Source organism: Fictibacillus arsenicus, from assembly GCF_001642935.1.
GTDB classification, from domain to species: Bacteria; Bacillota; Bacilli; order Bacillales; family Fictibacillaceae; genus Fictibacillus; species Fictibacillus arsenicus_B.
In genome coordinates this window covers 37572-62628 of sequence record NZ_CP016761.1, presented here as the reverse complement: position 1 = coordinate 62628, position 25057 = coordinate 37572, and the positions used below count along the sequence as shown (strand labels likewise).

Sequence of the window (25057 nt, the reverse complement as noted above, 5' to 3'; positions counted from 1 at the left end):
TTCTAATAAACTATTGGGCTTTCTTTCTGTTTAAGTTTACTTTCGGGTAATGAGGGACAGTTGCCCATTTCGGAATATTTTTTTCGATCTTCGTTACCGCTACAGTCATATCGTCCTCGATCCCGTTATTTCCTGACCGGATAACTTCCTCCATTATAAGGTCTGCAATTTCCTGAGGATCATCTGTATCGATTTCTCTTATTTTGCGTTTTAACCATGCATCTATATTTTCAATGTGGCGAGGTGCTTCATAAATCCCGTCACTCATCATTATCAGAATATCTCCTGCTTTTAATTGCTCGTCCACGACATCCACGTCAAAATCCTGAATGATGCCCATCGGCAGGTTGCTTGCTTCCACTGTTTTTACATGATCACCTCGTTTAATAAAACTTGGAGTCGAACCGATTTTCAAAAACTTAGCAGATGCGTCCTGAAGATCGATCATCGCCAGGTCAAGCGTTGAGAAGATCTCGTCTGTTGTTCTTAGTGATAAAACGGAATTTACCGATTTTATCGCTACCTCTTCTTCAATGCCTGACTGGAGAATTTTCTGCAGCAGCTGAAGGGTTTCGTTGCTTTCAATGAAGGCTCGCTCGCCGTTGCCCATTCCGTCAGCTATAGCTACGGCAAATTTGCCGGCACCAATTTCAATCGTTGAGTGGCTGTCTCCAGAAAGCCAAGCTCCCCCTTTTGCCGCTGAAGCAATCCCTGTTTCAACCACATATTCTCTTGCTGAATGGAACGATAGATGACAGAAGCCTGTTGCATAATTTGCACATTCCTCATGCGTAACAAGAATCGTCTCTTCTAAAATATCCGATAATATAGGCGCAATAAGTTTCTCTGCAATTCCGGAATTGTTGCAATAAGGGATCGTCATCTCGATATCAACGTTTGAAGCCTCCAAGCTGTAAATATCAACATGTCCAACATCAATCCCTGCCTGGAACAATGAATCCTTGATCTGCTCTTCCTGCATCTGGTGGTTCTCTTGTTCCCGCTGAATTTCCTTTGCGAAGTTACCCATGACTTGAGAAACACCCATCAGTTGATCTGCTACTAACCTGCGGCTTTCCTGAACTTGAATTTTTAATTTTTGGCTTGCTTTATATTGAGATAGTTCTTGTTTCATTAAATCTGTTACTTTTTGCGGTTTAATACAATGCTTTTCCCAATCACGTTTTAGTTTCCGGTCTCTTATATCTCCGTAATCTTCTTGTTCAACCATGATTTTTGTCATTAAATCATAGGTGGAAGTGAAATTTTGAGCCCAGCATTGTTCCTTCTTAAAGCATGTTTGACATGTTTTTTCCGTAATATTGCTTAAAAACAAATCAACTTCTCGTGAGCTTTCTTCTTCATTCAAAGACAAGCCAACTGAACCGAACGAATGGGACAGCGCCTGGAAAAGAGAAGAAAATCTTTCAACACGGCTCGCTGTAACATCACGGATCTTTTTTAAGTATTGCTGCTGCTGCATCGAATGCTCTCTTGTTCCCGGAACATATTTTGATATATTACTGATTGCAGTTTTCGGTGTTAACAGAAACAGAAGGATCGCAAAGCCTGATTCCATCAAGGTAGACGAAATTTCTGCCCTGCCCTCACCATACAAGCCGATCAATACGGTTCCGATGATAAGACCTAAGCTTACCCCGAATCTCTTTCCTTCTTTTAATAGTCCGCCAAGTAATCCAGAAAACGCGAGCAAACTCATTTGAGAGAGACTTGCTACTTGAGCCAGACTGAGAATTAATCCAGTAACTACACCAACCGTAGAACCGATAGCAGCTCCACCAACAAAAGCAAACAAAAGCACTAGATAACGGGATACGACATGTTCAACGGAGACATCATTGACCTGCCAGCCGATTGTTCCTGTCATTACGGAGGCGAGAAGGATCATCAAACAAACAATCTCTTCATTCTTCAGTGACTGAGGAATCTTCTTATACGTTAACAATGGAATGGATTGAAGGAAGATTAATGTGAGTACTAGGCTTAGTCCTCCTTCTACAAGGGCAAGCATCGTATCGACCCGCTCTAGTCCGCCTTCTCCAAATAAAGAAAATAACGTTCGGGTTATTAAGCTTGATCCAAATATTAATAGTGGCAAGCTTTGAATCCTATTTTTTATAAAAAGATCTGTTCCTTTTTGCAGACAAGCATATACAAGCAAGGCACTTATGAAGAACAAGGCATTGATCGGCTGATGTGTCATTGCGCCGGCTACTACTGCAAATACGGCAATGCCTGTCCGTTCTTTTCTTAAGATAAATACACTCGCTGCAAAAGGTAATGCAAATGGAGACATTTCAGCTAAAATCATAGCTCGTCCTAACAAAAAGCCAATTCCAAACAACAGCATTCTCCAATTAAAAATGCTCTGGTTCAAAAGCTGAAGCCATCTCTTACTCGTCTTGTAAACTGCCTGCTGTCCTTTTTCTACCCACACCATGCCTCTAATCGGTTCGAGTACTTCTTGTTCTACCTTCTGCCACATCCCATACACCACCCGTTTCCAATTTGTGTAACCATTATAAACAGGTTTAGAACAAAGATTTTGTCAAAAGAGCAATGTTTACTAAAAAAACTTCTCGACGGTCTTCCCCACCATTTCACGAAAGAAAAGCAAAAGAGGACAGCATTCGTATAAAAATAAAAACTTAAATCTTGAAATAAAAGAGATTAAGAAGAATTATGATGAAAAATAAATGGTTAATTATTAATTAAAACGGGGATTTTATTTAAATATATTTTTAGGCATAAAAAAAAGAGCGCCATTTGCAGGCGCTCTTGAACATTTTATATGTAAGTATCAGAAAAAAATGGTAGCGGCGGAGGGAGTCGAACCCACGACCTCACGGGTATGAACCGTACGCTCTAGCCAGCTGAGCTACACCGCCATTTGTAAAAGACACAAGTAGTATATTACAAGAATCCTATATAACTGTCAACGGTTCTTTTGAATTTTTGTCGAAAAAGTTTTTTTCGGGCTGTTTGGATAACCTTTGTTGCTCTTAAAAGTGTTGATTTCCGTTCCAGGTGCTCGCTTTACGCGGGGTGTGCGGTGAGCCTCCTTGGCGCTTTGCACCATTAGGAGACTCACCTGTCCCACTGTTCCCGCAGGAGTCTCGCACCTTGCACTCCAATCAACTTGTCAATGAAGAAAAAAATGATTCAAATGCAACAACCTTTAGAAAAAATATAAAAACAAAAAGCATCCTAATGAATAGGATGCTAGCCATATATAGATGAATGAGCATTAAAAATGCATCAATTATCCTCTTCGGCCGCCGCGGCCACCTCTTTTTGATTCAGTACTACGCTTTAAAGTTGTGAGTCGATCTTCACTATCTTTAAGGAACTTACTCATCTTATCCTCAAAAGATAATGCAGTAGGATGATTATTTCCACCGCGATTTGGACCTTTGCGGGATTTGTTAAATCCGCCTCTTGATGGTGCAGGTCTAGTGGAAGCAACGTTTTCCTTTGCTTTCTTAATAGACAGACCGATCTTTCCGTCCTTTTCGATGCTCATAACCTTTACTTCGACTTGATCACCAACTTTAAGAAATTCGTTGATGTCCTTTACGTAATTATCCGCAACTTCGCTAATATGCACGAGTCCTGTAGTACCCCCTGGCAGCTCAACAAACGCTCCAAAATGAGTAATCCCAGTAACTTTCCCTTGCAACTTGCTGCCTACTTCAATTGACATGCAAAAAATGCTCCTCCTTAAAAAATCTCAAAAGATATCATTACTTATTATACATTCGAAAAAATCTGCGTGTCAATGAACGCTTCTTGCTTTATTCTGGAAGTTTAAAGATTGTTTCACCAGGCTTTGACATAAAAAAGTCGCGTCTGGCGATTTCTCCAATGTATTCTTCGTCTTTTAGTTTATTCACTTCATCTTTAAGTTGTGCCTTTTCTTCTAAAAGAGCTTTATATTCTTCGGTCAGCTCTTTCTGTTCCGTCTGTTTTTCATTTAAAAGGGAGAGTTGCTCCGCAATACCCGTAATAATTAAAAAAGCAAAAAAGGAAAATACGATAAAAGCCCCCGTTAAACGTCGGTATAGCCCGCGTTTACGCTTAGCGATCACCTTCTCATGGCGTTCTTTATTCTGGATGTATTGTGAGTGAATCTCTGTTATCTTCTTTTGGCGCATTTGTTCGCTCTTCCCCTCCTTTACTTCTTTTTTCCCTTCCAATTGCTGACTTTATTCTTCACTGAATTAAAAAACCCTGCAACTTTTAAATATTTCTCTTTTAAATTATACCATTTTTGTTTTGGAATGAAACGCCATACAAGCGTTCCGATCCACTTAAAAGGAGAAAAAAGAATTTTTAATAAAACAACGACTATTCTTTGTAAAAGCTTTAATACATATAAAAGAATACCCGAAATAATCATAATCAACCATTTTATCGGCATCACAAGTAAACTGTTGAACAGATTGTATAAGAAGCGGAAAATTGCTGCAGCAGCTAACACAAACCATTCCAGCAGCTTTTTATATATGTTTTCTAAAAGAGCACGATAAGCAGCATAACCGCAAATTAAAGCTATAAAAATATAAAAACGAATTTCCGCGTGATTAACATGAAGAAGAACATAAAAAACCAGCAAAGCCTGTACCAGCCAAAAGAACAAATCATTTAAGAAATGAAGCCAATGCCACTTTCGCTTTTCATGGATGAACCGGCTGTAGGTATCAACAGCCATACCGATCCATATCCCCATGAAGACCATAGCCAGCATGGTTTGAAACTGTACGGTTAATGTCATTTGAACAATTTGCCGAAGAAACCTTTGTTCTTTTCACCGGTTTGCTGGTCAAGGTAGACAAGATCGAATACTTTTCCTTCGATATTCACTACACCAGATTCGACATCAAGGTTTTTCATCTTCAAGTTTGTCCCGCGTATCGCCAGAAAACCCATGGTTGTTTCAAGCAAAAATTCCTCATTATCAAAGCTTTCAACCTGCTTAACACCTGTGATCTCCAGATTCTTACGGCCTATCATTCTTACATCATGATTTGGAGTGCTTACTTTTTGATTATAGTTGTTATTAAAATCATATCGTTGGTCCATACATTCCCCTCCTCTATTCCATACAAATGTATGAAATAAGCTGGGGGAATAGAACAAGCTATGATAAACCTGTTAACGAGATCAGTGATGTTTTTGAAAGTAGTTGCTCTCCGTTACAGGATGCTCGCTTTCCGCGGGGTGTGCGGTGAGCCACCTCAGCGCTTTGCGCCATCAGGTGTCTCACCTGTCCCACTAATCCCGCAGGAGTCTCGCACCTTACACTCCAATCAACCTATCAATGTAGGCAATTCACTAAATTCTCTAGGCGAAATAATCTTTAGAAAAAATCAAAAAGGAAAAAGAACCTGAAGAATTCAGGTTCTTTACTCAGTCGTTTCGATGCGGTTTTCTTCGAGGACGGTATACATGTTGTCAGCGTCCTCTTTTTTGGTCGTATCCTTAAGCTCGTCGATTTTCACCTTTACAAGCTTTTGGCCAAAACGAATCGTAAGCTCGTCCCCAACTTTTACATCAGAAGAAGCTTTCGCCTGCAATCCGTTTATCGTGATACGGCCTTGATCTGAAATCTCCTTCGCCACGGTTCTCCGTTTAATAAGGCGGGAGACTTTCAGAAATTTGTCTAAGCGCATGCTTACTTAACAGCTTCTTTCAGCTTGTTGCCTGCTTTAAATGCTGGAACAGTAGCAGCCGGGATTTGAATTTCTTTACCCGTTTGAGGGTTGCGGCCAGTACGGCTAGAACGCTCGCGAGTTTCAAAAGTTCCAAATCCAACAAACTGTACTTTTTCTCCGCCTTTAAGAGCAGAAGTGATTTCATCGATTACGCCATTAACGACTGTTTCTACATCTTTCTTAGTAAGACCTGACTTTTCTGAGATATTTGTTACCAATTCATTTTTGTTCATTTTTATTACCTCCTAAAGTTTCTTTCAAAGAATTCGCTAGAAACCCTTTATAATTAAGGGTTCATGATATTTCTCGAGAAAATATTCTCTATTTCTCACTATAATCCTTCTTTGTTGAAAAAAAAATTATTTTGCTTCGACCCAAAGTCGGTCAATTTCTTCCAATGTTACATCTTCAAAAGATAGATTCTTCTCTTTTAGTGCAGTCTCAATATAACGAAAACGCTTATAGAACTTTCTGTTCGTTGCATTAAGAGCTTCTTCAGGATCTATTTTATAGAAGCGGGCTAAATTCACAACTGAAAACAGCAGATCACCAAGCTCTTTCAGCTGTTCTTCACCTTCAGCTTCCTGAAATTCTTTTAATTCCTCTAATATCTTATCATAAACAGGTCCTGTTTCTTTCCAGTCGAATCCAACCTTAGCAGCCTTTTTCTGAAATTGAAAGGCTTTTTGAATAGCCGGCATACCTTTAGGCACACCATCTAAAAGAGACTCTCTTTTTTCCTTGCCCGCTTCTTGTGCTTTTATAGCTTCCCAGTTAGCTACGACTTCATCGGCATCTTCTGCACTTACGTCACTAAACACGTGAGGATGACGGCGGATCATCTTCTCGGTTAAGACAGAAATCACATCATCCATCGCAAAAAATCCCTCTTCCTCGCCAATCTGAGCGTGCAGAAGTACTTGCAGCAAAACGTCACCGAGCTCTTCAGCCAAAGTCTCATCATCTTCCTCATCGATCGCTTCCAGCACTTCGTATGCTTCTTCAATTAAATATTTCTTCAGACTGACATGTGTTTGCTTCTGATCCCACGGACAGCCTCCGGGACCTCTCAATCTTTCAATAACACTTTTCAAAAATGAAAAATCTCTGTACATCAACGTTTCTTCTTTGACAGGAGGTACGTATACAGCGGTTAGATTGTTTAAAGTTACAGACTGATCTAACTCGAATAGCGGAACTCTTTTTATCGTCTCACTTGAGCTTCCGGCTGCTGTTACAACAGCCACTTCATAATCGTCTGGATACTTTTCCATCAGTGTCAATTTTACTTCTGATGCGATAAAAGCATCGTACACTTGAACAATAACAAGATGATGCCGAATTTGGATTTCTTCTTTTTTTAGTGATGTCCCATCAAGAATTTGGCACCCTTCAATCGGGTCAATCTTTAAGGCCGTGTACATTTCATCGAGAAAACTTTTACCGCCAGCCACTGTTACTTCTGTATTATTTTGATCAGCGTTATGCAGCAAAAGCTGAACCGCCTGCTCAGCAACTAATGGATGACCTGGTACGGCATAAATGACATGTCCGTTTTCTTCAGCAGCCTTAAATAAAAGTTCTGCAATTTCCTCATATACAGGCTCAAATTGATCATGCTTTTCATAGATATCATCAAATGTTATAAATGTTGTGCCTTGTTCGATAAGCTCTTCTACAGCAGGGTGATGAATCGTTCTCGCATATACTGTTTCTGCCGATTCAAGCAACCGGTATATACCGAGCGTCATTTGATCCAGGTTCCCTGCTCCTAAGCCTACTATCGTAATTTTCTTATTCATTTTGGCCTCCTTTTTTTCAGCCGTTCTACTACCTTCTTAACCGTTCCGGCCGAATGGAATACTGATTCCCACTCCGCCTGGGAAAATATTTTAAACTTTATAATGACGGTAAGATAGATCACTCCACCAAGCACCGAAGAAGTTATACTGATAAACATAGCATTAATCCTAGATACACCTTCAAAAATATTTTCAGCAATAACTATCCACAATAAAACACCGGCAGCCATAACACCTAATGAAAATAGATAAGAGAATAGGTTAACCGCTCGTACATTGCTCAAAAACTTTGTTGCCGTTTGGAGCTTTATTAATTGGAGCACTGCAGCAATACTTGTAGCCATGACAGTTGAAAGTGCTGCTCCCTCCATTCCGAAGTGCCGTATCAGTATCAGGTTCCCCGCAACTTTTACGAAAATTGCAGCCAGGATGGATAGCGCTGCATACCTTCCATGTCCGATCCCCTGCAAAAGACCTGTAGAAGTATAAATAATAGATACTGAAACAATGGACAGACACAATACAGCAAGTGCAGATGATCCCTGTGCATTCTTAAAAAGCATAGTATTTAGAGGTTCCATGATACAGATGAGCCCAACTGATGCAGCTCCGCCAAAAACAACAGAAATTTTCACTGACAGCTTCGTGAGTAACTGAATATCAGCATTTCTTTTTTGCTGTACTAAATGAGCCATTTCCGGGACGACAGCAAGTGCTAATGATGCTGCGGCTACAGTTCCGAGCTGAAGAAGAGGTTGCCCCCGGTCAAATACCCCTTTTAACAGTTTGGCGTCATATGACTGCATACCGCTTTCGACCCACACATTTACAAAAAGGAATGCATCAACCAGCTGCATCAACGCTAAAACAAGTGCGCTTAAAGATAGATAAATACTCGATTTCAGCAGTTCAGCTCCATATGTAATCCTTATTTTTGCTTGAGGATGATAAGCGGGAGTAATTCCTTTTCTCCAGAAAAACAAAAGGAATACTCCTGAAGCTGCAGCACCTAAAACAGATCCCGATAAAGCACCTGCTCCTGTTTCATAGCTGGAATAGCCTTCTCTAACCAAATAAAATGAAATTAATAATATACCTGAAACCCGAACGGTTTGTTCGAGCAACTGCGAAACAGCAGTAAGCTGCATATCACCATACCCTTGATATGTACCTCTGAGAAAAGCAGACAGCGGTATAAATAAGAAAAGGATGGATATAACACGAATAGGCAATGTAAGATGGCTGTCACCCATTATATTTGCTATGTAAGGTGCAGATAAGAACAAAGATATAAAAGAAATAATCCCTAACAAAAAGGATGTCCAAATTGACGTTTTTATAAGATGATCATTATTGCTTTTTTCTGATGCGATCATTTTAGATAGTGCCATTGGAAATCCTGTAAAAGCAACAGCAGCGGCTATCGCATAAAAGGGATACGCTTGCTGAAATACATAAAAACCGAAATCACCTGTCATGTTTTGATAGGGAATCCGGTAGACGGCACTTAATAATTTAACAACAAGGGCTGCTGCAGTAAGCAGCAAAGCACCTTCCCAAACAGAAGACTTTTTTGTGTTCATTTTAGTACCTCAAAAATCGTTAACGTTTTACTTCGTATTTCAAATGTTGTTTTCGTAAACCTTGTTGCCCTTGAAGTGGTTGATTTCCGCTCCAGTTGCTCGCTTTCCATGGGGCGGGCGGTGAGCCTCCTCACGCTTTGCGCCTTTAGGAGTCTCACCTGTCCCACTCGTCCCATAGGAGTCTCGCACCTTGCTCTCCAATCAACTTGCAATGAAGAGAATGAAAAGAGACCAAAGACAACATTCTTTAGAGAAGAGCCTCTTTAAAAGAACCTATTCAGATATATATTTCCCGGGACGACACATGTCGACATAACTCATTACAATTCTTTTTAATTCAACGTATTATACCACAATTGAAAGAAACGCTCGTACCTTTGTTGTGACGTATCGCCCAGCGATACACACGTATGGAAAAATAAAAAAAGAAAGGGCGAAAATAGCCCTTCCTTATTGCTCCATCTGTCTGGCTAAAAATCCTGCAGCTGTTTCAGAAAGTTTCTGCTCCAGTTCAGTAAGCTTCTTTCCTTCTTTTCCGATCATAACGACCGCTCCGATTGGATCGCCACCCGCTATGATTGGAGCGATCACATGAGATGTATTTTCTTTAATACCATCAATAAGCTCGGCTTCTGCTCCGTTTGATTCAACCAGTGTCTTCCGGTCACTCATAGAAGATTCCACTACTTTGCCTATGGCTTTATTATGATAGTCTTTTTTGGATCCGCCAGCTACCGCAATATATGTATCGCGGTCAGCAATTAAAACAACATGACCTGTACTGTCTGCAAGGCTTTCCGCATATTCTTTCGCAAAATCGCCAAGCTCATTGATAGGAGAATATTTTTTCAAGATGACTTCTCCATCTCTGTCTACAAAAATCTCAAGCGGGTCTCCCTCGCGAATCCTCAGCGTTCTGCGGATTTCTTTAGGGATAACAACGCGCCCAAGGTCATCAATACGTCGAACGATACCAGTCGCTTTCATATAAATAATGCCCTCTCTTTCGGATGATGATGGTGCACTGATGTAACAACAAAATGGTTCCTTCTCTGAAAGAATGTTCCATTTTCTAGGTTTATTATTTGTTACATCTCTTGTTCTATTCACGAATGAGAGGGCTTATTAAATTTTAGCGTGTATTTGTTGTCTTTTGTTTCCTCGCATGCTTTATTTCTTTTAGGAAAAGGTCAATTTGTTTTAAGAGTTCTAAGTCTTTTATGCGTTTTCTGTTAATGACCACTTTCATAAAGTTATTTTGCATCCCGAGGTTCACATGTCTTCCGATCTTGTTTGCGATCTCAAACATTTTTCCTCCATCGACTGAAGCTGTAGAACTTTCGGTGAGGAGCATATTAACCGTGTCTTGCTTCTGTTCAATCGATTTAATGCCTTCAAGTTTAGCACGCAGCTTTATTCCTGCTGCCAACAGCAAGCATTCGACTTCCACAGGATAATCGCCAAACCGATCGATGAATTCTTCCTGCAAATCAGAAATATCTTTAAGCGACTTAGCAGCCCGTACATGCTTATACATTTCGATCTTTTGCTTCTCATCTCCAATGTAACTTGAAGGAATATAAGCATCCACTTCTATATTGAGGTCCACTTCTTCTTCCACTTCTTTTGGTTTTGTTCCTTTGCGTTCCTCGATAGCTTCTTCAAGCATTTGCGAGTAAAGGTCAAAACCTACAGAATCAATAAACCCATGCTGCTGAGCACCAAGAAGGTTTCCAGCACCTCGGATAGACAGGTCGCGCATCGCAATCTTAAATCCTGAACCTAATTCTGTGAATTCTTTAATTGCCTGCAGACGTTTCTCAGCGACTTCTGTTAACACTTTGTCACGCTGATACGTAAAATACGCGTAAGCAACACGATTCGATCGTCCTACTCGGCCGCGGAGCTGATAAAGCTGGGATAAGCCCATCTTATCCGCATCATAGACGATCAGCGTATTCACATTCGGAATATCGACACCCGTTTCAATAATCGTTGTTGATACTAATACATCATAGTTTCCTTCTAAAAACTCAAGCATGACCGTTTCAAGCTCGTTCTCTGACATTTGACCGTGTGCATATGCCACCCGGCAATCAGGAACAAGCATGGAAATCTGTTCAGCCATTCGCTCTATGGAATCAACCCGGTTATATAGGAAATATACTTGGCCGCCACGTCCCATCTCTCTTTCAATCGCTTCACGGACCAGTGAGCCATTGTACTCCATTACATAGGTCTGAATGGGGAAGCGGTTTTCTGGAGGTGTTTCTATGACCGACAGATCACGTACTCCAAGCATTGACATATGGAGTGTACGCGGAATTGGCGTTGCTGTTAATGTAAGTACATCTATATTCGATTTCAGCGTTTTAATCTTTTCTTTATGCGTTACACCAAAACGCTGTTCCTCATCGATAATTAGTAATCCCAGGTCTTTATATTGCACGTCCTTTGAAAGAAGACGGTGTGTACCAATCGCAATATCTACAGTACCTGCTTTTAAGCCTTTTATTACTTCGTTCTGTTCTTTTTTTGACCGAAACCGGCTTAAGCTGCCAATCGTTATCGGAAACTCTGAAAACCGCTCACGGAACGTTTCGAAGTGCTGCTGAGCAAGAATGGTTGTCGGCACGAGGAAAGCTACTTGCTTGCCATCCATAATTGCTTTAAAAGCTGCACGGATAGCGACTTCTGTTTTGCCATAGCCTACATCTCCGCAGAGCAGCCGGTCCATAGGACGAATGCTTTCCATGTCCTTTTTAATCTCTTCGATAGTACGAAGCTGATCTTCTGTCTCCTGATAAGGAAAGCTCCCTTCGAACTCACTCTGTTCAGCGCCATCTTGTGAAAAAGCGTATCCTTTGCTTGCTTCACGTTCAGCATAAAGCTTTATTAAATCATCTGCTATATCCTGTACAGAAGACTTTACTTTGCTTTTTACTTTTTTCCAGTCGCTACCGCCTAATGAGTAGATTTTCGGCTCTTTACCTTCAGAGCCTACATACTTTTGTACTTGATCGATCTGATCAACAGGTACGTAAAGCGTGTCATTGCCAGAGTACTTAATGTGCAGATAATCCTTATGCACACCTTTGATCTCGAGCGTTTCGATACCTAAATATTTTCCGATCCCGTGGTTAACGTGAACAACATAGTCCCCAACTTTTAACTCCGAGTAGCTTTTTATACGTTCAGCATTTGTCATCCGCTGCTTCCGGGCAGGACGCTTCGCTTTTTTCGTGAAAACTTCCTCTTCTGTTATGACAACAAGCTTTTGCTTTGTTGATTCAAAGCCACTCGCAAGGTCTCCAAGCAATATCTGGCTTGTTTTCGGGCGAATATCTTTATCGTCATCTATTATTCCAGCATCCATCTCATAGTCAGCCAGAACTCTTTCCAGGCGGTTTGCACGTTCTTTGTTAAGCGCCACAAAAACAATCGCAAAACCAAGCTTCTTCCAGCGATCCATTTCTCCTTTTAACACATTCATCTGTCCATGGAAGTTCTGCATACTTTTGCATTCTACATTTAGTATGTTCTGCGGCTGAGTATGAGGAACATGCCTTAAGAAAAGAGATAGATAAATAATCGGGAAACTCTTTTTGTCTCCGAGGAGTGCATTTGTGTCTGGTGATATCGTGAGACCTCGTACAAGCTCACCATGTTCCAATAGAGCTGTCTGCCACTCTGCTTCTTCCTTATCAAGCTGCTGGCTCGTTTCCTGGATTCGTCCGATCTCATCCATAATGATTAAGCAGTCAGGAGAAACATAATCCAAAAGACTTGCCGGATTATCATAAAACAAAGAAGCGTATTTATACATGCTTTGAAACTGTTGATGTTCTCTTAAACGTCCTGTTTCATAGCTTATATTTTCAACAAGCATCTCTTTTAGTGAATCATCTTTAATATTTTTTAGTGTATCTGCCAGCCTCGCATCAATCCGTTCAGCTGCTTGTTCATAATGCTCATCAAACAAAATGAGTTCTTCTGCAGGAGCAATTGAAATCTCTTGTACTTTATCTTTTGAACGCTGTGTTTCTGCTTCAAAGAACCTTATAGAATCGATCTCTGTATCAAACAGTTCAATACGAACAGGGTTCTTAACGGTTAAAGGGAAAATATCAATAATTCCCCCGCGCACACTAAATTCACCAGGGGTTTGAACCATAGAAGTTCTTTCATACCCCATAGCAACAAGCTTATTCAAAATTTGATCAGGATCGATCTCCTCTCCCATTCGAAAAGACAGACCTGCCTGCTTCCAAATTTCAATGGGCGGCAAATATCTTCTTAATCCTGCAATCGGTGTAATGATGACACCTGAAGCGGACTTACTTAAATAATTTAAAGCTTCGATACGCTGACTTTTTAATTCTGGACTGGAAATCGCCATTTCTGAAGAGATTAAGTCATTAACCGGATATAAATAAACTTCATCTTCAGGTAAAAGAGAAGTTAAATCTTCATATAACTTTTGGGCCTGAAACAAATTATGTGTGATAACCAATTGAGGTTTACCCGTTTTTTCATGCAGGCTGCTGATCAGCATTGTCCGTGCAGAACCTGAAAGGCCCGCAACTAATTGTTCTTTCAGTCCAGCATTTATACCATTTAAAATAGAATCAAAATCTTCTCCCTGACTAAAATATCTCTTTAATCCGAGCAATCTTTCTCCCCCTCTCAAACGCCGTTCATAGCTGTACACTATGATATGTAAACAGAAAAAGGCTTTGGTCCGCATCATAGCCTGCGGCCAAAGCAATACCTTATTGAATAAAAGATTTCAGTGTATGAAATTCAGGATAGCGTTCTAATGTATCCTGACAATCTTCACAAGTAGTCGTTACTTCTATATCTCCATTCTCTTTATAGGAGAGCAATTCCTGCCGTTCTTCTGCAGTAAGTGTTTCAAATCCAAGATTCGCTGCGTTCACAGTATGGTGATCAATGGTGCCAACATGTGTTTTACAATGCCTGCACCGGTAATGAATAGCCATATAAGTTCCCCTTTCGGTTAGCATTCTACTAACCATTATGAGCGGAACATGAGTAATCTATTCTTTACCCGTTAAACTTATTCATCACCTTATCAAATGATGTATCAATAAAAGCTTCGCTTGCTTTAAGTGCACGTTCAATCCCATTCTCCACATCAGGCTGTTCTTCTTTTGAAAAACGGTTAAGTACAAAATCAGGAACAGGCTGCTGATTTGGTGGACGTCCTATACCGAAACGGATCCGCTTAAATTCCTGTGTTCCAAGATGAGCTATCATAGACTTAATTCCATTATGACCGCCGGCACTGCCTTTTGTTCTAAGTCTTAGTTTACCTGGCTGAGTATCGAGGTCGTCATAAATCACAAGAATGTCCTCAACAGGTATCTGAAAATAATCCATAAAAGGGCCAATACATTCACCAGACAAATTCATATACGTCAGCGGTTTAAGTAAAAAGATTTTTTCCCCGCCAATGTTTGCAGTTCCGTATATTCCCTTAAATTTTGTTTGCTGCATTTGAATGTTCAGAGAATCGGAAAGTCTGTCGATTACTTCAAACCCAATGTTATGTCGGGTTCCATCAAATCTTGATCCAGGATTCCCGAGTCCTATAAACAATTTCACTTTTGGTTCACCTAACCTTTAAAATGTCATACGACCATTATACATCAATTCTTATAAACAGAATAAAAACGCAGCGGCTGCTGCGTTTTATATACATCTATTCGTCTTACTTTTCCTCTCCCTGACCTTCCTGGCTATCGTCAGCTACAGATTCAGAAGACTCTGGAGCATCTCCAGCTTCATCCGCTTCTTCTGTTTCTGGGTCAGTTTCTTCATCCTGAAGCTTAGGCGGTGTTACACTTGCTATCACTTCATCTTCTTCATGAAGAATTTCGTATTTGCTGCCAGTCGGCAAGTCCTTAACGTATAAGGAATCACCAATGTTTAAGTGTTCAACAGAAGCTTCCAATTGCTCTGGAAAGTCAGAAGGAAGTGCTTTTACGTTTACAGTTGCATGTACACGCTGCAGAATTCCGCCTTCCTTAACACCAGCAGAATCGCCTGTCAGTACAACTGGCACCTCAGCTTCAGTTTCTTTATTTAGATCAATCGCAATAAAATCAATGTGAGTAACTGCATTCTTTAAAGGGTGTATTTGCATTTCCTGTACCATGACAGAATAATCTTTTCCATCCACTTTAAGTTTGAGTACGCCGTTTTTACCTACTTCTCTATAAGCTTTAACAAATTCAGGTTCATCAACGGACAGTGCAACAGACTCCGTTCCGTAACCATAAAGGTTTGCGGGAACATGTCCTTTATTTCGTAACTCCGTCAAAAATGAACGTTTTTCAGTATTTCGTTTTTCGACTGTTAGATTCGTTGCCATATTGAGATCCACCTTTCCTATTTCGAGTCTCTTAAAAGGATTACCCGAAGTGAAAGATTTTAAAACGTGAAGTTTATTCTCTCAATTAGAAAGGGTCGATTTCCGCTTCAGATGCTCGCTTTCCGCGGGGCGTGCGGTGAGCCCACTCGTCGCCTTGCACCTTTAGGAGTCTCACATTCAAAGGAGTTGGTTTGCTCCTGCGTCTACAAGTAAATTCTGACGAAGGATGTTCCTCGTCGCATGCCTTGCGAGAAGGATACCCAGGTAGATGGCACGCTGATCCCGCAGGACAAGGAAGACTTCGACAGCGTTCCATCGCACGAAGAAAATGTGATTTTCATTTTCGAGGAGTCTCGCATCTTACGCTTCAATCAACTAGTCAACGAAGACTTCAGAAAGTCATTCAAAAATCCAGAAAAGAACTTAGTCAAACAATTTAGAAACTGAAAGCTGTTCGTGAACACGGATGATCGCTTCACCTAATAGCGGTGCTACTGAAAGCTGTGTAATTTTGTCGATTTTCTTCTCTTCAGGAAGAACGATTGTGTTTGTCACAACTAGTTCTTTAATTGAAGAGTTTTGGATTCGGTCCATAGCTGGCCCTGAAAGTACTGGATGCGTACAGCATGCATACACTTCTTTCGCTCCGTTTTCCATAAGTGCATTAGCAGCCAAAGTAATCGTACCCGCTGTATCAATAATGTCATCGATTAAGATAGCTGTTTTGCCTTCAATGTTACCTACGATGTTCATTACTTCTGAAACATTCGGACGAGGGCGTCGCTTATCAATGATGGCGATTGGAGCTTTAAGACGGTCAGCCATTTTACGAGCTCTTGTAACACCGCCATGATCTGGTGATACGATAACGATGTCATCTAAGTTTTTATTTGAGAAATAGTTAGCAAGAATCGGCACACCAAGCAGCTGGTCTACAGGAATGTCGAAAAAGCCTTGAATTTGAGTTGCATGAAGATCGATTGCAATTACACGAGTAGCTCCTGCTGTTTCAAGCAAGTTTGCAACAAGCTTTGCAGTAATAGGCTCACGTGCACGTGCTTTTCGGTCTTGGCGTGCATAGCCATAGTAAGGAATAACGACATTAATCGTTTTAGCAGATGCACGTTTTAAAGCATCAATCATAATTAAAAGTTCCATTAAATGCTGGTTAACAGGGTCGCTAGTGGATTGAATAACATATACTTCACACCCGCGGATGCTTTCTTCAATGTTGATTTGAATTTCCCCGTCACTGAATTTTGTTACTGAACTTTCTCCAAGTTCAATTCCAATATGCTCTGCAATCTCTTTTGAAAGTTCCTTATTGGAATTTAAAGTGAAAACTTTTAATGTAGGATCTACATACGTACTCATTGATGGCTTCATCCTTCCCCACTCTTAATAATTATTGGTTTTGTTTTTCGTTAAGCTTTCGAACGTAGTTTTCTTTAACGGTCTGGCGCGATCTTGCGATGGACAGCGACTCAGCCGGGACATCATTAGTAATGGTAGAACCTGCTGCAACATAAGCGTTTTTCCCAACTGTAACAGGCGCTACTAAGTTGGAATTACAGCCGATGAATGCACCATCTTCAACTTTTGTCAGGAACTTATTCTTACCATCATAATTCACAGTAATAGATCCACAGCCCAAGTTAACATCTTTGCCAATTTCGGCATCTCCAATGTAACTTAAATGTGAAGCTTTGCTTCCCGTGCTCATAACAGATTTCTTAATTTCGACAAAGTTTCCGATCTTCACATTATTCTCAAGAACAGACTTAGGACGAATGTGAGCAAAAGGTCCAATTGCTGTTTCATTACCCACTACACTGTCGTGGATGACAGACTGGCGGATTGTGTTTCCGCTTCCTACTACACTGTCTTTTATTTCAGATTGAGGACCAATGATATTCTCTTCACCAATCTTGGTGTTTCCTAAAATAACAGTTCCAGGGTAGATAACTGTATCACTCCCGATTTCTGCATCATCAGAAATATACGTTTGTTCTGGATCGATTAATGTAACCCCATTTCTCATATGACGCTCATTAATTCTCTTTTTCATAAAGCTCTCCGCTTTGGAAAGGGCAACTCGATCATTTACACCCAGAGTTTCATTAAAATCAGGAGTTTGATAAGCCGCTACAACCTCACCGGCTTTTTTCAAGATCTCAATTACGTCAGGCAAATAATATTCGCCCTGTACATTGTCATTGCTTACTTTCTTTAAAGCTTCAAACAACGCTTTATTATCAAAACAGTATGTTCCTGTATTAATCTCCGTAACTTTGCGCTCTTCCTCAGATGCATCCTTATGCTCAACATTTCTTTCAACCGTACCTTCACTGTTGCGAATGATACGGCCATAGCCTGTTGGATCATCTGCCTGCGCTGTTAGGATAGTAGCTTTTGCCCCAAGTGTTTCATGTTCAGCAATAAGCCTTTCCATTGTTTCAGATGTAATAAGCGGAGTGTCACCACACACCACAAGCGTAACGCCTTCTTCGTTAGCTAGAACCTCTTCTGCCTGCATAACAGCATGCGCAGTTCCAAGCTGCTCTTCTTGAAGGACATACTGAATGTGATCGCCCAGTTGTTCCTGAACCTTTTCTGCGCCATGGCCAACTACAGCCACCATTTGCTTCATTTGAAGTGAGCTGATCTGGTCAACAACATGTTGAACCATTGGCTTACCACATACAGGATGTAATACTTTATATAATTTGGATTTCATCCTTGTTCCTTGACCCGCAGCAAGAATGACCGCATAGCGATTTGTCATAGTGAACCTCCATCCATTTTCCTAATTCTTAATATACCATTACGAATATATCTTAAACGCGGGGGCATTTCAAGAAGTGACAAGGGATTGTCAATGGTTTGATATAAATAGAGAAAAAAATGGAGGAAATACGCTTATTTTTTGTGAAAGGTTCAGATTATTATAAAAATAGGCAAATAAAAAGAACCTAATCATTTGCGACCAGGCTCTCGATTCTTATTAGGATATTAAGAAGCTCCTGCTTCTTCCAAAGCAGACTCCATTTCTCCCATACGGTGATATTCTGTTAATACCGCATTTTGAATTTTTTCCCGAGTACTTGAAGTAATCGGATGTGCGATATCACGGAATTCCCCATCTGGTGTTCGTTTGCTTGGCATAGCTACGAACATTCCATTATTGCCATCAATTACTCTGATATCATGAATAACAAATTCATGATCGATTGTAATGGAGGCAATCGCTTTCATACGGCCTTCTGTATTTACACGGCGTAATCTTACGTCAGTCACTTCCATTCACAAACACCACCTTTTTCCAATAATAAGAACGTAATACTACAATTCTTCAACATTTTACAAAATCCTTCTTTGAAAAATAAAAATTTTTAAAAAATTTATAAAAATGCCATTATAGCAGTGATTTCAGGTGTTTGTACGGTATAAGTGTGCATAAGTGAAAATAAGGAGATGGCTGTCGGTTTCTTTATCCGGCTCGTTTTGTCGAAAAGTCCATAAACGAAGAATTACAGCCTAAAAACCGATTATTTCTTTCTTGCCGCTCCTTCAAAAAAAAATAAGCCCCTTCTGGAGCTTATTTCGTAAGTGCGATAACTTCTATTTCAACTTTAGCATCTTTAGGAAGACGTGCTACTTCCACACAAGAGCGTGCTGGCTTATGTTCCGAAAAATATTGGCCATAAACTTCATTAATGTCCGCAAATTCATTCATATCTTTAATAAAAACAGTAGCTTTGATTACCTGCTCAAGAGATGAGCCTGCTTCATTTAAAACCGCTTTTAAGTTGTGAAATACTTGATGTGTCTGTTCTTTAACATCTCCATCGACCATTTCGCCTTCTTTTGTCAATGGAATCTGGCCTGAACTGAAAAACAAATTGTTGTAGACGATTCCTTGGGAGTACGGCCCGATTGCTGCTGGAGCCTCTGTAGTATGAACCTTTTTCATTATGAATGACCTCCGTTTAGAGAATAATTGCCTTTTTCTACTTCAATACGGTTTTCTTTTTCGTTTACTTGAGAAAGACGTGCGATCGAAACATAATCATCTACAAGGCGCTCGGATACTTCCTGCGCTTCCACAAGTACGCCAATTCCTTCGATATGTGCCTGAAACTCTTCTATTAAACTGATCATGCCTTTAATCGTTCCGCCAGCCTTCATAAAATCATCGATGATCAATACACGGGATCCTTGTTTGATGCTTCGTCTTGCAAGGGCCATCGTTTGAATGCGTTTTGTTGAGCCGGAAACATAATTGATACTGACGGTGGACCCTTCAGTAACTCTGCTGTTGCTCCTAACAACCACTACAGGAACGTTCAAATGTGTAGCCACCGCATAAGCAAGCGGTATACCTTTCGTTGCGATCGTCATAACAACATCTATTTTTCGTTTAGAGAAGATAGAAGCAAACAAACGTCCGATCTGATTAACCAGCCTTGGATTACCGATCACATCAGTAACGTACAGATAGCCTCCGGGCAATATACGGCTTGGATCTTCCAGAAGCTGAACAAGTTCTTCAACTGTTGCTTCCGCTTCTGCCTGATCGATGCCTGGGATGTATTTCACACCGCCTGCTGCCCCTGGAACGGTCTGAACTTGTCCTAATCCGTGCTGTTCAAAATGTTCCTTAATGATAGCAAGGTCTTCACTAATAGATGATTTAGCCGATTCATAGCGTTCTACAAAATAAGATAAAGGAATAAGCTGATGGGGATGATGAAGTAGGTAGGCTGTCAAATCCACCATTCTTCCGCTTCTTTTTAATTTCATATTTTCCTCCAAAACCGAATGTTTGAAGTTAATATAACATTTTTATACGGATTTTATCAATCATTCCCCTAATAGTCTTACTGCGTAAACTTCATTGCAAAAACCTCTTAAACCGTTATAAACCCGCTGAAGCCTTGATTCATGCTGAAATAGCCCAAACACTGTCGGCCCGCTTCCACTCATTAAAACGGCATCTGCTCCAAGTTTCATCATCTGTTCCTTAATATGTTTTACTTCAGGGTACATTTTAAGGGTCACAGTCTCTAACACGTTGCCAAGGAGGCTGCAGATCTGGTCATAGTCTTTATCTTCGATTGCCTTAACCATACCTTCTACATCAGGATGTTTGATCCCTGAAAGATTCAAGTTCCGATATACTTCACCTGTCGAAACACCGATTGGAGGTTTAGCTAGAAGTACCCAGCAAGGAGGCGGGGAGGAAATGTGGTGAATTTTTTCACCGCGCCCTGTTGCCAGTGCGGTTCCTCCGTACACACAAAACGAAACATCTGACCCGATCTTTGCTCCGAGTTCTGCGAGTTCGTCCAGTGACAATCCTAAGTTCCAAAGCTGATTCAGCCCTTTTAATGCTGCTGCAGCGTCACTGCTTCCTCCGGCAAGACCAGCAGCGACAGGAATATGTTTTGAAATATGTATAAAAACACCTTGTTTAATTCCGTACGTCTTCTTAAGAAGCAAAGCGGCCTGATATGCCAAGTTCCGTTCATCCAAAGGCACGAAGCCGCCTGAGCTTTCTATTCTAATTTCGTCTTTTTCTAATAAAGTCAGTTCGATCCGGTCAGCTAAATCAACCGTGGTCATGACCATGGCTACTTCATGAAAGCCATCTTCTCTTTTTCGCAATGCATCAAGAGACAGATTGATTTTTGCCGGTGCTTTAATGGATACTTTATTATTAATCATCTTTATCCCTGCCTAAAAATCTTACACAATTTTGATATTTTTAATAGTAACACAGTATGAACACTTAAATATAGTTAAAATCGTTTCTCTCAGGATAGCGGAAAACCGGAGACTTAACACCTCCGGCTTCGTTATATCGCATATTTTCTTAGTTTTTTCTTTGCTCTGCTAATTCAAGTGCGCGCTTCACCATATTTCCTGCATCTTTTGAAGAAATACCGCCCCATCCATCGCGCTGAACTTTATCGTAAAAACCAAGCTCCTTTGCAATTTCAGTCTTTAATCCTTCAGACATCATTCCATGCTTACTTCTTCCCATAATGATGAAAACCCCTTTCATATGCGATACGTTATAGTATCTCCAAAAGGGGTTAATTCTTCCTGTATTTCATTTATGTATGTTTAAATCCAGCCCCATAGGGTAAAAAAAATAGCAGTAAAGAGTTCTTACTGCCCGATTGCTGCTTGTGTATCTTCTAAGAATGTAAGTTCTACTGTTTCTGTGAGTACATCCGCGTAACTATAAGAAACACGTTCAAAAGCGTTGGTGTCCTGATCTAATTTGATAATAAAAACTGCTGGGTATGTTTCTTCTAGTGTTCCTAAACGTTCGATCGTTTTACGTCGACCGCCATTTGCACGTAAAGAAAGTCTTCTACCCACGTTGGACTCTAAAGAGCGTCTAATGTCCACTATTGTTTTACCCATTTTAGGCTCCACCTCACTTAGACAAATTATAACACAAATCGTGCTTTTTTGTCAAATTAAAATTTTCATTATAGCAAGCAAAGCATTTTCATGTCAATGACCAAATATCCTTTTTTTGCTTTTTTTAGTATGTCTTTTTTTCGGGAAGATATGTATAAAATGAGTAAATGATACAAATAATCTTTTATTTTGGCTGTTTTTGCAAACTTTGTTGCTCTTGAAAGTGGTTGGTTTCCGCTCCAGAATGCTCGCTTTCCGCGGGGTGTGCGCTGAGCCTTCTCGGCGAGAAATGCGCCTGCGGGGTCTCACCTTCAAAGAAGTTTGTGTGCTCCTGCGTCTACAAGCAAATCTTGACGCGGCGTGTTCCTCGTCGCATGCCTTGCAAGAAGTATATTCAGGTGGTTGGCACGCAGGAGTCTCGCACCTTACGCTCCAATCAACTGGACAATGAAGGATCTTCACAAAAATAACCCAAAAACAACAATCTTATAGAAAAGACCCCTTTTTTTTAGAATATCGCCTTAAATCAGCTGAAAATAAAAAAACTCCGGCAGTCCGGAGTTCTATTTTACGGCTTTGTTTTGATGGGCATCCCTGTCCGGAGAAACCCTCTCGTCTCTACACCGCCTAATCCTTCTTTTCCAGTTAACGTGTTCCTCAAAACATCCATTACATTCACACGGTCCATAAATGACGTTAAACTAATCTTTGAAACGATATAGACAGGATCGAGTGCATGAATGTTTATCCGGGCAGGAGAACTTGCAAAGTTAGAGCCAACTTTAATCAGCGATTCAAAGTGAGACTGGCAAGCACCGGCAAAGATCATCAGATGATCTAAGTTCGTATACTTCCTTCTTACTTCACGGACCGTTCTGATGAAATATTTCGTATGTCGATAAGCATTGACATCTGTTACATCGCCTTTTGATTTCATGTAAGCATCATGACCTGTGATAACAAGAATGTCTGGTCTTACTTCATCCACAAGTGCTGGAACTTTTTCAGGCATCTCGGTTTCTTTCATATGAATGCCATAAACAGGTACACCGAGCTTTTTATAAAGCTCCAAACATTTATTTAAATATAAGGGATCGCCGTCAATATGGAGCACTCTTCCGGGCAGTTCAAAATAGGATTGATCATATTGATAGCCGTTTGTTGAAAGGTATTCCCTTTTTTGTCTTAGCAGATAGTAATCCTGTCTGAATAGTTTAAAAGAGGATTCTTCCTTTTCCTTAACTACTTGCCGGTGTTCAGACATTTGCTTGTCGTCCACGACAAATAAATCGTCCACTGGAGCATCAGCCCAGAGTCTGAGCTCCTCTCCTGCGAGTTCCGCAATGGTACGATCTTCACTAAATCCTACAATACGAAAAAGTAAATCCCGTTTGTAAGAGTTCCTGGTTACAATTGATCCAATCTCTAGTTTCATTTTACTCCCCCTATTTGGAGTAACAAGCTCCACTGCTCCCAATGTTCCTTTTATAAGAGTATGAGAGGATAGGGGGAAAAATGAGGTTTATTTTACAAGCGGTAAAAGAGAATCTGCCAATTTGCCGAATTCTTCGATTGTCAGTGTTTCTCCTCGGCGTTTAGGATCGATATCTAACTTCTCTAATATAGATAGGAGTTCATCTTTCTTTTCTTTTGAAACAAGCTGGCTTGTCAGGTTGTTCCATAGCGTCTTCCTTCTTTGAGCAAAAGAAGATCTGACTACCTCAAAAAAGAACTCTTCATCTTTTACGTTTACTGCAGGTTCTTTGCGAATCGTAAGTTTAATAACAGACGAATCCACATTAGGCGCTGGAACAAAAACTGTCTTAGGCACTTTAATCATCGTCTCAGCTGTCGCATAATATTGAATGGCTATAGAAAGGGAATTATAATCTTTTGTACCCGGAGATGCAGCCAGGCGGTCGGCTACCTCTTTCTGGATCATACAAACGATACCGCGAATAGGAAGTTTATCTTGAAGAAGCTTCATAATGATTGGTGTTGTCACATAATAGGGCAGGTTTGCAACTACCATTAAGTCTTGTCCTTCTTCAAAATGCTCTCTGATCACTTGGTGAATATCGGCTTTTAACACATCAGAATGAATAACTTCTACATGCGGGTATGGAGCCAGCGTTTCTTTTAAAATCGGCAGCAGCCTCTGATCGATCTCAAAAGCAACGGCTTTCTTTGAAGCTCTTGCGATAAACTCTGTCAAAGCACCGATTCCAGGGCCAATCTCAATAACTCCTGAATCCTCCGTTAAATCAGCAGCATTAACAATATTATTAAGTATGTTTCGATCAATTAAAAAATTTTGCCCCAAACTTTTCTTAAATGTAAAACCATGTTTTTCAAGTATGGCTTTTGTAGATTGCGGGGTTGAGATATCTTTTCTCATTACTTTCTAATCCTCCTCATTTCTGTAAAGCACCTGTAAAGCTTTCTGAAATTCTTCTTGAGTGATGCGAAACATATTTAAACGTTTATATAATTGTTTCGCATTCATATATCCTAAACGGAGCTCTGCACCAATTATTTCACGCCTTTTTTTCGAATCTGCTCTTCCTGTTAAACCAGCCGCTATTAAATCTTCCCATGCTATTAATTCTCTTTCTTCTGATTCCATCATTTCTTCTCTCACATGTGAAAGAGCTTCAATAATAGCTTCTGTAGATGCATGCTCTACACCTACACCTTTATCACCTTTGGCAATGGCATCTTGTTTTGCTAAGTACGCGTGCTTACAACCCGGAACAAACTCAGATATGATCTGCCGAATTCTCTTTCCAGGAAAATCAGGATCTGTAAATACGATAATCCCCCTGATGTCATGCGCCCTCTTGATCCGATTTAAAGTATCTATACTTATTTCTGAACCATTTGTCTCAATCGTATCCGCTTCAACTGAACGTTTTATAGCGAGTGTATCGCTCTTTCCTTCAACAATAATAATTTCTTTTATTTTTTTCATGATTTCCTCCAAAACGGTGAAACCTTTTTAGGCATTGCAGCGTCTAATAATTTGAACGAAAAAACATCTTTTACTAGTATACCCCAGGCGTCAAGAAAGTCTAGGATTGACTAGCCTTACTTCTGAGCGCTTCG

Annotated in this window: 25 protein-coding genes and 1 tRNA gene; all 26 read right to left on the bottom strand. The window is 40.4% G+C overall.

The genetic code is table 11. The features are described 5' to 3' along the window. Window positions 1–10: 10 nt before the first annotated feature. Window positions 11–2506, bottom strand: coding sequence for a stage II sporulation protein E (gene spoIIE / locus ABE41_RS00345; RefSeq protein WP_066285433.1), 2496 nt, complete (start codon window positions 2504–2506; stop codon window positions 11–13). Window positions 2507–2832: 326 nt separating this feature from the next. Next, window positions 2833–2909 (bottom strand) — tRNA-Met (locus ABE41_RS00340). A 374-nt stretch (window positions 2910–3283) separates the two neighbouring features. Next, window positions 3284–3724 carry a S1 domain-containing RNA-binding protein gene (locus ABE41_RS00335; RefSeq protein WP_066285431.1) on the bottom strand — a complete coding sequence of 147 codons (441 nt, stop codon included), beginning with the start codon at window positions 3722–3724 and terminating at the stop codon, window positions 3284–3286. Between the two features lie 91 nt (window positions 3725–3815). Further along, complete coding sequence (locus ABE41_RS00330) at window positions 3816–4175, bottom strand: FtsB family cell division protein (RefSeq protein WP_066285430.1); 360 nt, start codon at window positions 4173–4175, stop codon at window positions 3816–3818. Between the two features lie 20 nt (window positions 4176–4195). Next, the gene (yabQ, locus tag ABE41_RS00325; RefSeq protein WP_066285428.1) at window positions 4196–4795 is read right to left on the bottom strand and encodes a spore cortex biosynthesis protein YabQ; all 600 of its coding nucleotides are present in this window, start codon (window positions 4793–4795) and stop codon (window positions 4196–4198) included. Continuing rightward, window positions 4792–5103, bottom strand: coding sequence for a sporulation protein YabP (gene yabP, locus ABE41_RS00320; RefSeq protein ID WP_066285426.1), 312 nt, complete (start codon window positions 5101–5103; stop codon window positions 4792–4794). The genes yabQ and yabP overlap by 4 nt, the downstream gene beginning before the upstream one ends. 323 nt (window positions 5104–5426) lie before the next feature. Next, the gene (locus tag ABE41_RS00315; RefSeq protein ID WP_066285423.1) at window positions 5427–5693 is read right to left on the bottom strand and encodes an RNA-binding S4 domain-containing protein; all 267 of its coding nucleotides are present in this window, start codon (window positions 5691–5693) and stop codon (window positions 5427–5429) included. 2 nt (window positions 5694–5695) lie between these two features. Continuing rightward, the gene (locus ABE41_RS00310) at window positions 5696–5968 is read right to left on the bottom strand and encodes an HU family DNA-binding protein (protein ID WP_066285421.1); all 273 of its coding nucleotides are present in this window, start codon (window positions 5966–5968) and stop codon (window positions 5696–5698) included. A 126-nt stretch (window positions 5969–6094) separates the two neighbouring features. Next, window positions 6095–7537, bottom strand: coding sequence for a bifunctional methyltransferase/pyrophosphohydrolase YabN (gene mazG, locus ABE41_RS00305; RefSeq protein WP_066285419.1), 1443 nt, complete (start codon window positions 7535–7537; stop codon window positions 6095–6097). Beyond that, entirely contained in the window at window positions 7534–9120 is a 1587-nt protein-coding gene (locus ABE41_RS00300) for a putative polysaccharide biosynthesis protein (RefSeq protein WP_066285417.1), read from the bottom strand. Before ABE41_RS00300 ends, mazG begins: the two co-directional genes overlap by 4 nt. A 450-nt stretch (window positions 9121–9570) precedes the next feature. Further along, a complete protein-coding gene (spoVT, locus tag ABE41_RS00290; RefSeq protein ID WP_066285414.1) occupies window positions 9571–10107 on the bottom strand; it encodes a stage V sporulation protein T in 537 nt (178 codons plus the stop codon). 145 nt (window positions 10108–10252) lie between these two features. Next, window positions 10253–13792, bottom strand: a complete 3540-nt coding sequence (gene mfd, locus ABE41_RS00285; RefSeq protein WP_066285413.1) for a transcription-repair coupling factor — start codon at window positions 13790–13792, stop codon at window positions 10253–10255. 100 nt (window positions 13793–13892) lie between these two features. Then, window positions 13893–14123, bottom strand: coding sequence for an anti-sigma-F factor Fin (locus ABE41_RS00280; protein WP_066285412.1), 231 nt, complete (start codon window positions 14121–14123; stop codon window positions 13893–13895). 64 nt (window positions 14124–14187) lie between these two features. Continuing rightward, a complete protein-coding gene (gene pth, locus ABE41_RS00275; RefSeq protein ID WP_066285408.1) occupies window positions 14188–14748 on the bottom strand; it encodes an aminoacyl-tRNA hydrolase in 561 nt (186 codons plus the stop codon). Window positions 14749–14854: 106 nt separating this feature from the next. Next, window positions 14855–15517 (bottom strand): 50S ribosomal protein L25/general stress protein Ctc, encoded by a 663-nt coding sequence (locus ABE41_RS00270; protein WP_066285406.1) that lies wholly within the window; start codon window positions 15515–15517, stop codon window positions 14855–14857. Window positions 15518–15940: 423 nt separating this feature from the next. Continuing rightward, complete coding sequence (locus ABE41_RS00260; protein WP_066294464.1) at window positions 15941–16891, bottom strand: ribose-phosphate diphosphokinase; 951 nt, start codon at window positions 16889–16891, stop codon at window positions 15941–15943. A gap of 31 nt (window positions 16892–16922) precedes the next feature. Further along, window positions 16923–18302 carry a bifunctional UDP-N-acetylglucosamine diphosphorylase/glucosamine-1-phosphate N-acetyltransferase GlmU gene (glmU, locus tag ABE41_RS00255; RefSeq protein WP_066285400.1) on the bottom strand — a complete coding sequence of 460 codons (1380 nt, stop codon included), beginning with the start codon at window positions 18300–18302 and terminating at the stop codon, window positions 16923–16925. A 227-nt stretch (window positions 18303–18529) separates the two neighbouring features. Next, window positions 18530–18820: a septation regulator SpoVG gene (spoVG, locus tag ABE41_RS00250; RefSeq protein ID WP_066238133.1), complete on the bottom strand. Its 291-nt coding sequence runs from the start codon at window positions 18818–18820 to the stop codon at window positions 18530–18532. A gap of 295 nt (window positions 18821–19115) precedes the next feature. Continuing rightward, window positions 19116–19493, bottom strand: coding sequence for a RidA family protein (locus tag ABE41_RS00245; protein WP_156774192.1), 378 nt, complete (start codon window positions 19491–19493; stop codon window positions 19116–19118). After that, window positions 19490–20320 (bottom strand): pur operon repressor, encoded by an 831-nt coding sequence (purR, locus tag ABE41_RS00240; protein ID WP_066285396.1) that lies wholly within the window; start codon window positions 20318–20320, stop codon window positions 19490–19492. The genes ABE41_RS00245 and purR overlap by 4 nt, the downstream gene beginning before the upstream one ends. Window positions 20321–20380: 60 nt before the next feature. Continuing rightward, window positions 20381–21244 carry a 4-(cytidine 5'-diphospho)-2-C-methyl-D-erythritol kinase gene (gene ispE, locus ABE41_RS00235; RefSeq protein WP_066285395.1) on the bottom strand — a complete coding sequence of 288 codons (864 nt, stop codon included), beginning with the start codon at window positions 21242–21244 and terminating at the stop codon, window positions 20381–20383. Between the two features lie 148 nt (window positions 21245–21392). Continuing rightward, window positions 21393–21563 (bottom strand): small, acid-soluble spore protein, alpha/beta type, encoded by a 171-nt coding sequence (locus ABE41_RS00230; protein WP_066285391.1) that lies wholly within the window; start codon window positions 21561–21563, stop codon window positions 21393–21395. Between the two features lie 128 nt (window positions 21564–21691). Continuing rightward, the gene (gene veg, locus ABE41_RS00225) at window positions 21692–21952 is read right to left on the bottom strand and encodes a biofilm formation stimulator Veg (RefSeq protein ID WP_066238125.1); all 261 of its coding nucleotides are present in this window, start codon (window positions 21950–21952) and stop codon (window positions 21692–21694) included. A gap of 568 nt (window positions 21953–22520) precedes the next feature. Continuing rightward, window positions 22521–23387, bottom strand: coding sequence for a sporulation peptidase YabG (yabG, locus tag ABE41_RS00220; RefSeq protein ID WP_066285388.1), 867 nt, complete (start codon window positions 23385–23387; stop codon window positions 22521–22523). An 87-nt stretch (window positions 23388–23474) separates the two neighbouring features. Next, on the bottom strand, window positions 23475–24350 hold the full coding sequence (gene rsmA / locus ABE41_RS00215; protein ID WP_066285387.1) for a 16S rRNA (adenine(1518)-N(6)/adenine(1519)-N(6))-dimethyltransferase RsmA: 876 nt from the start codon (window positions 24348–24350) through the stop codon (window positions 23475–23477). A 6-nt stretch (window positions 24351–24356) separates the two neighbouring features. Continuing rightward, window positions 24357–24923, bottom strand: coding sequence for a ribonuclease M5 (gene rnmV / locus ABE41_RS00210; protein WP_066285386.1), 567 nt, complete (start codon window positions 24921–24923; stop codon window positions 24357–24359). Window positions 24924–25057: the final 134 nt, after the last annotated feature.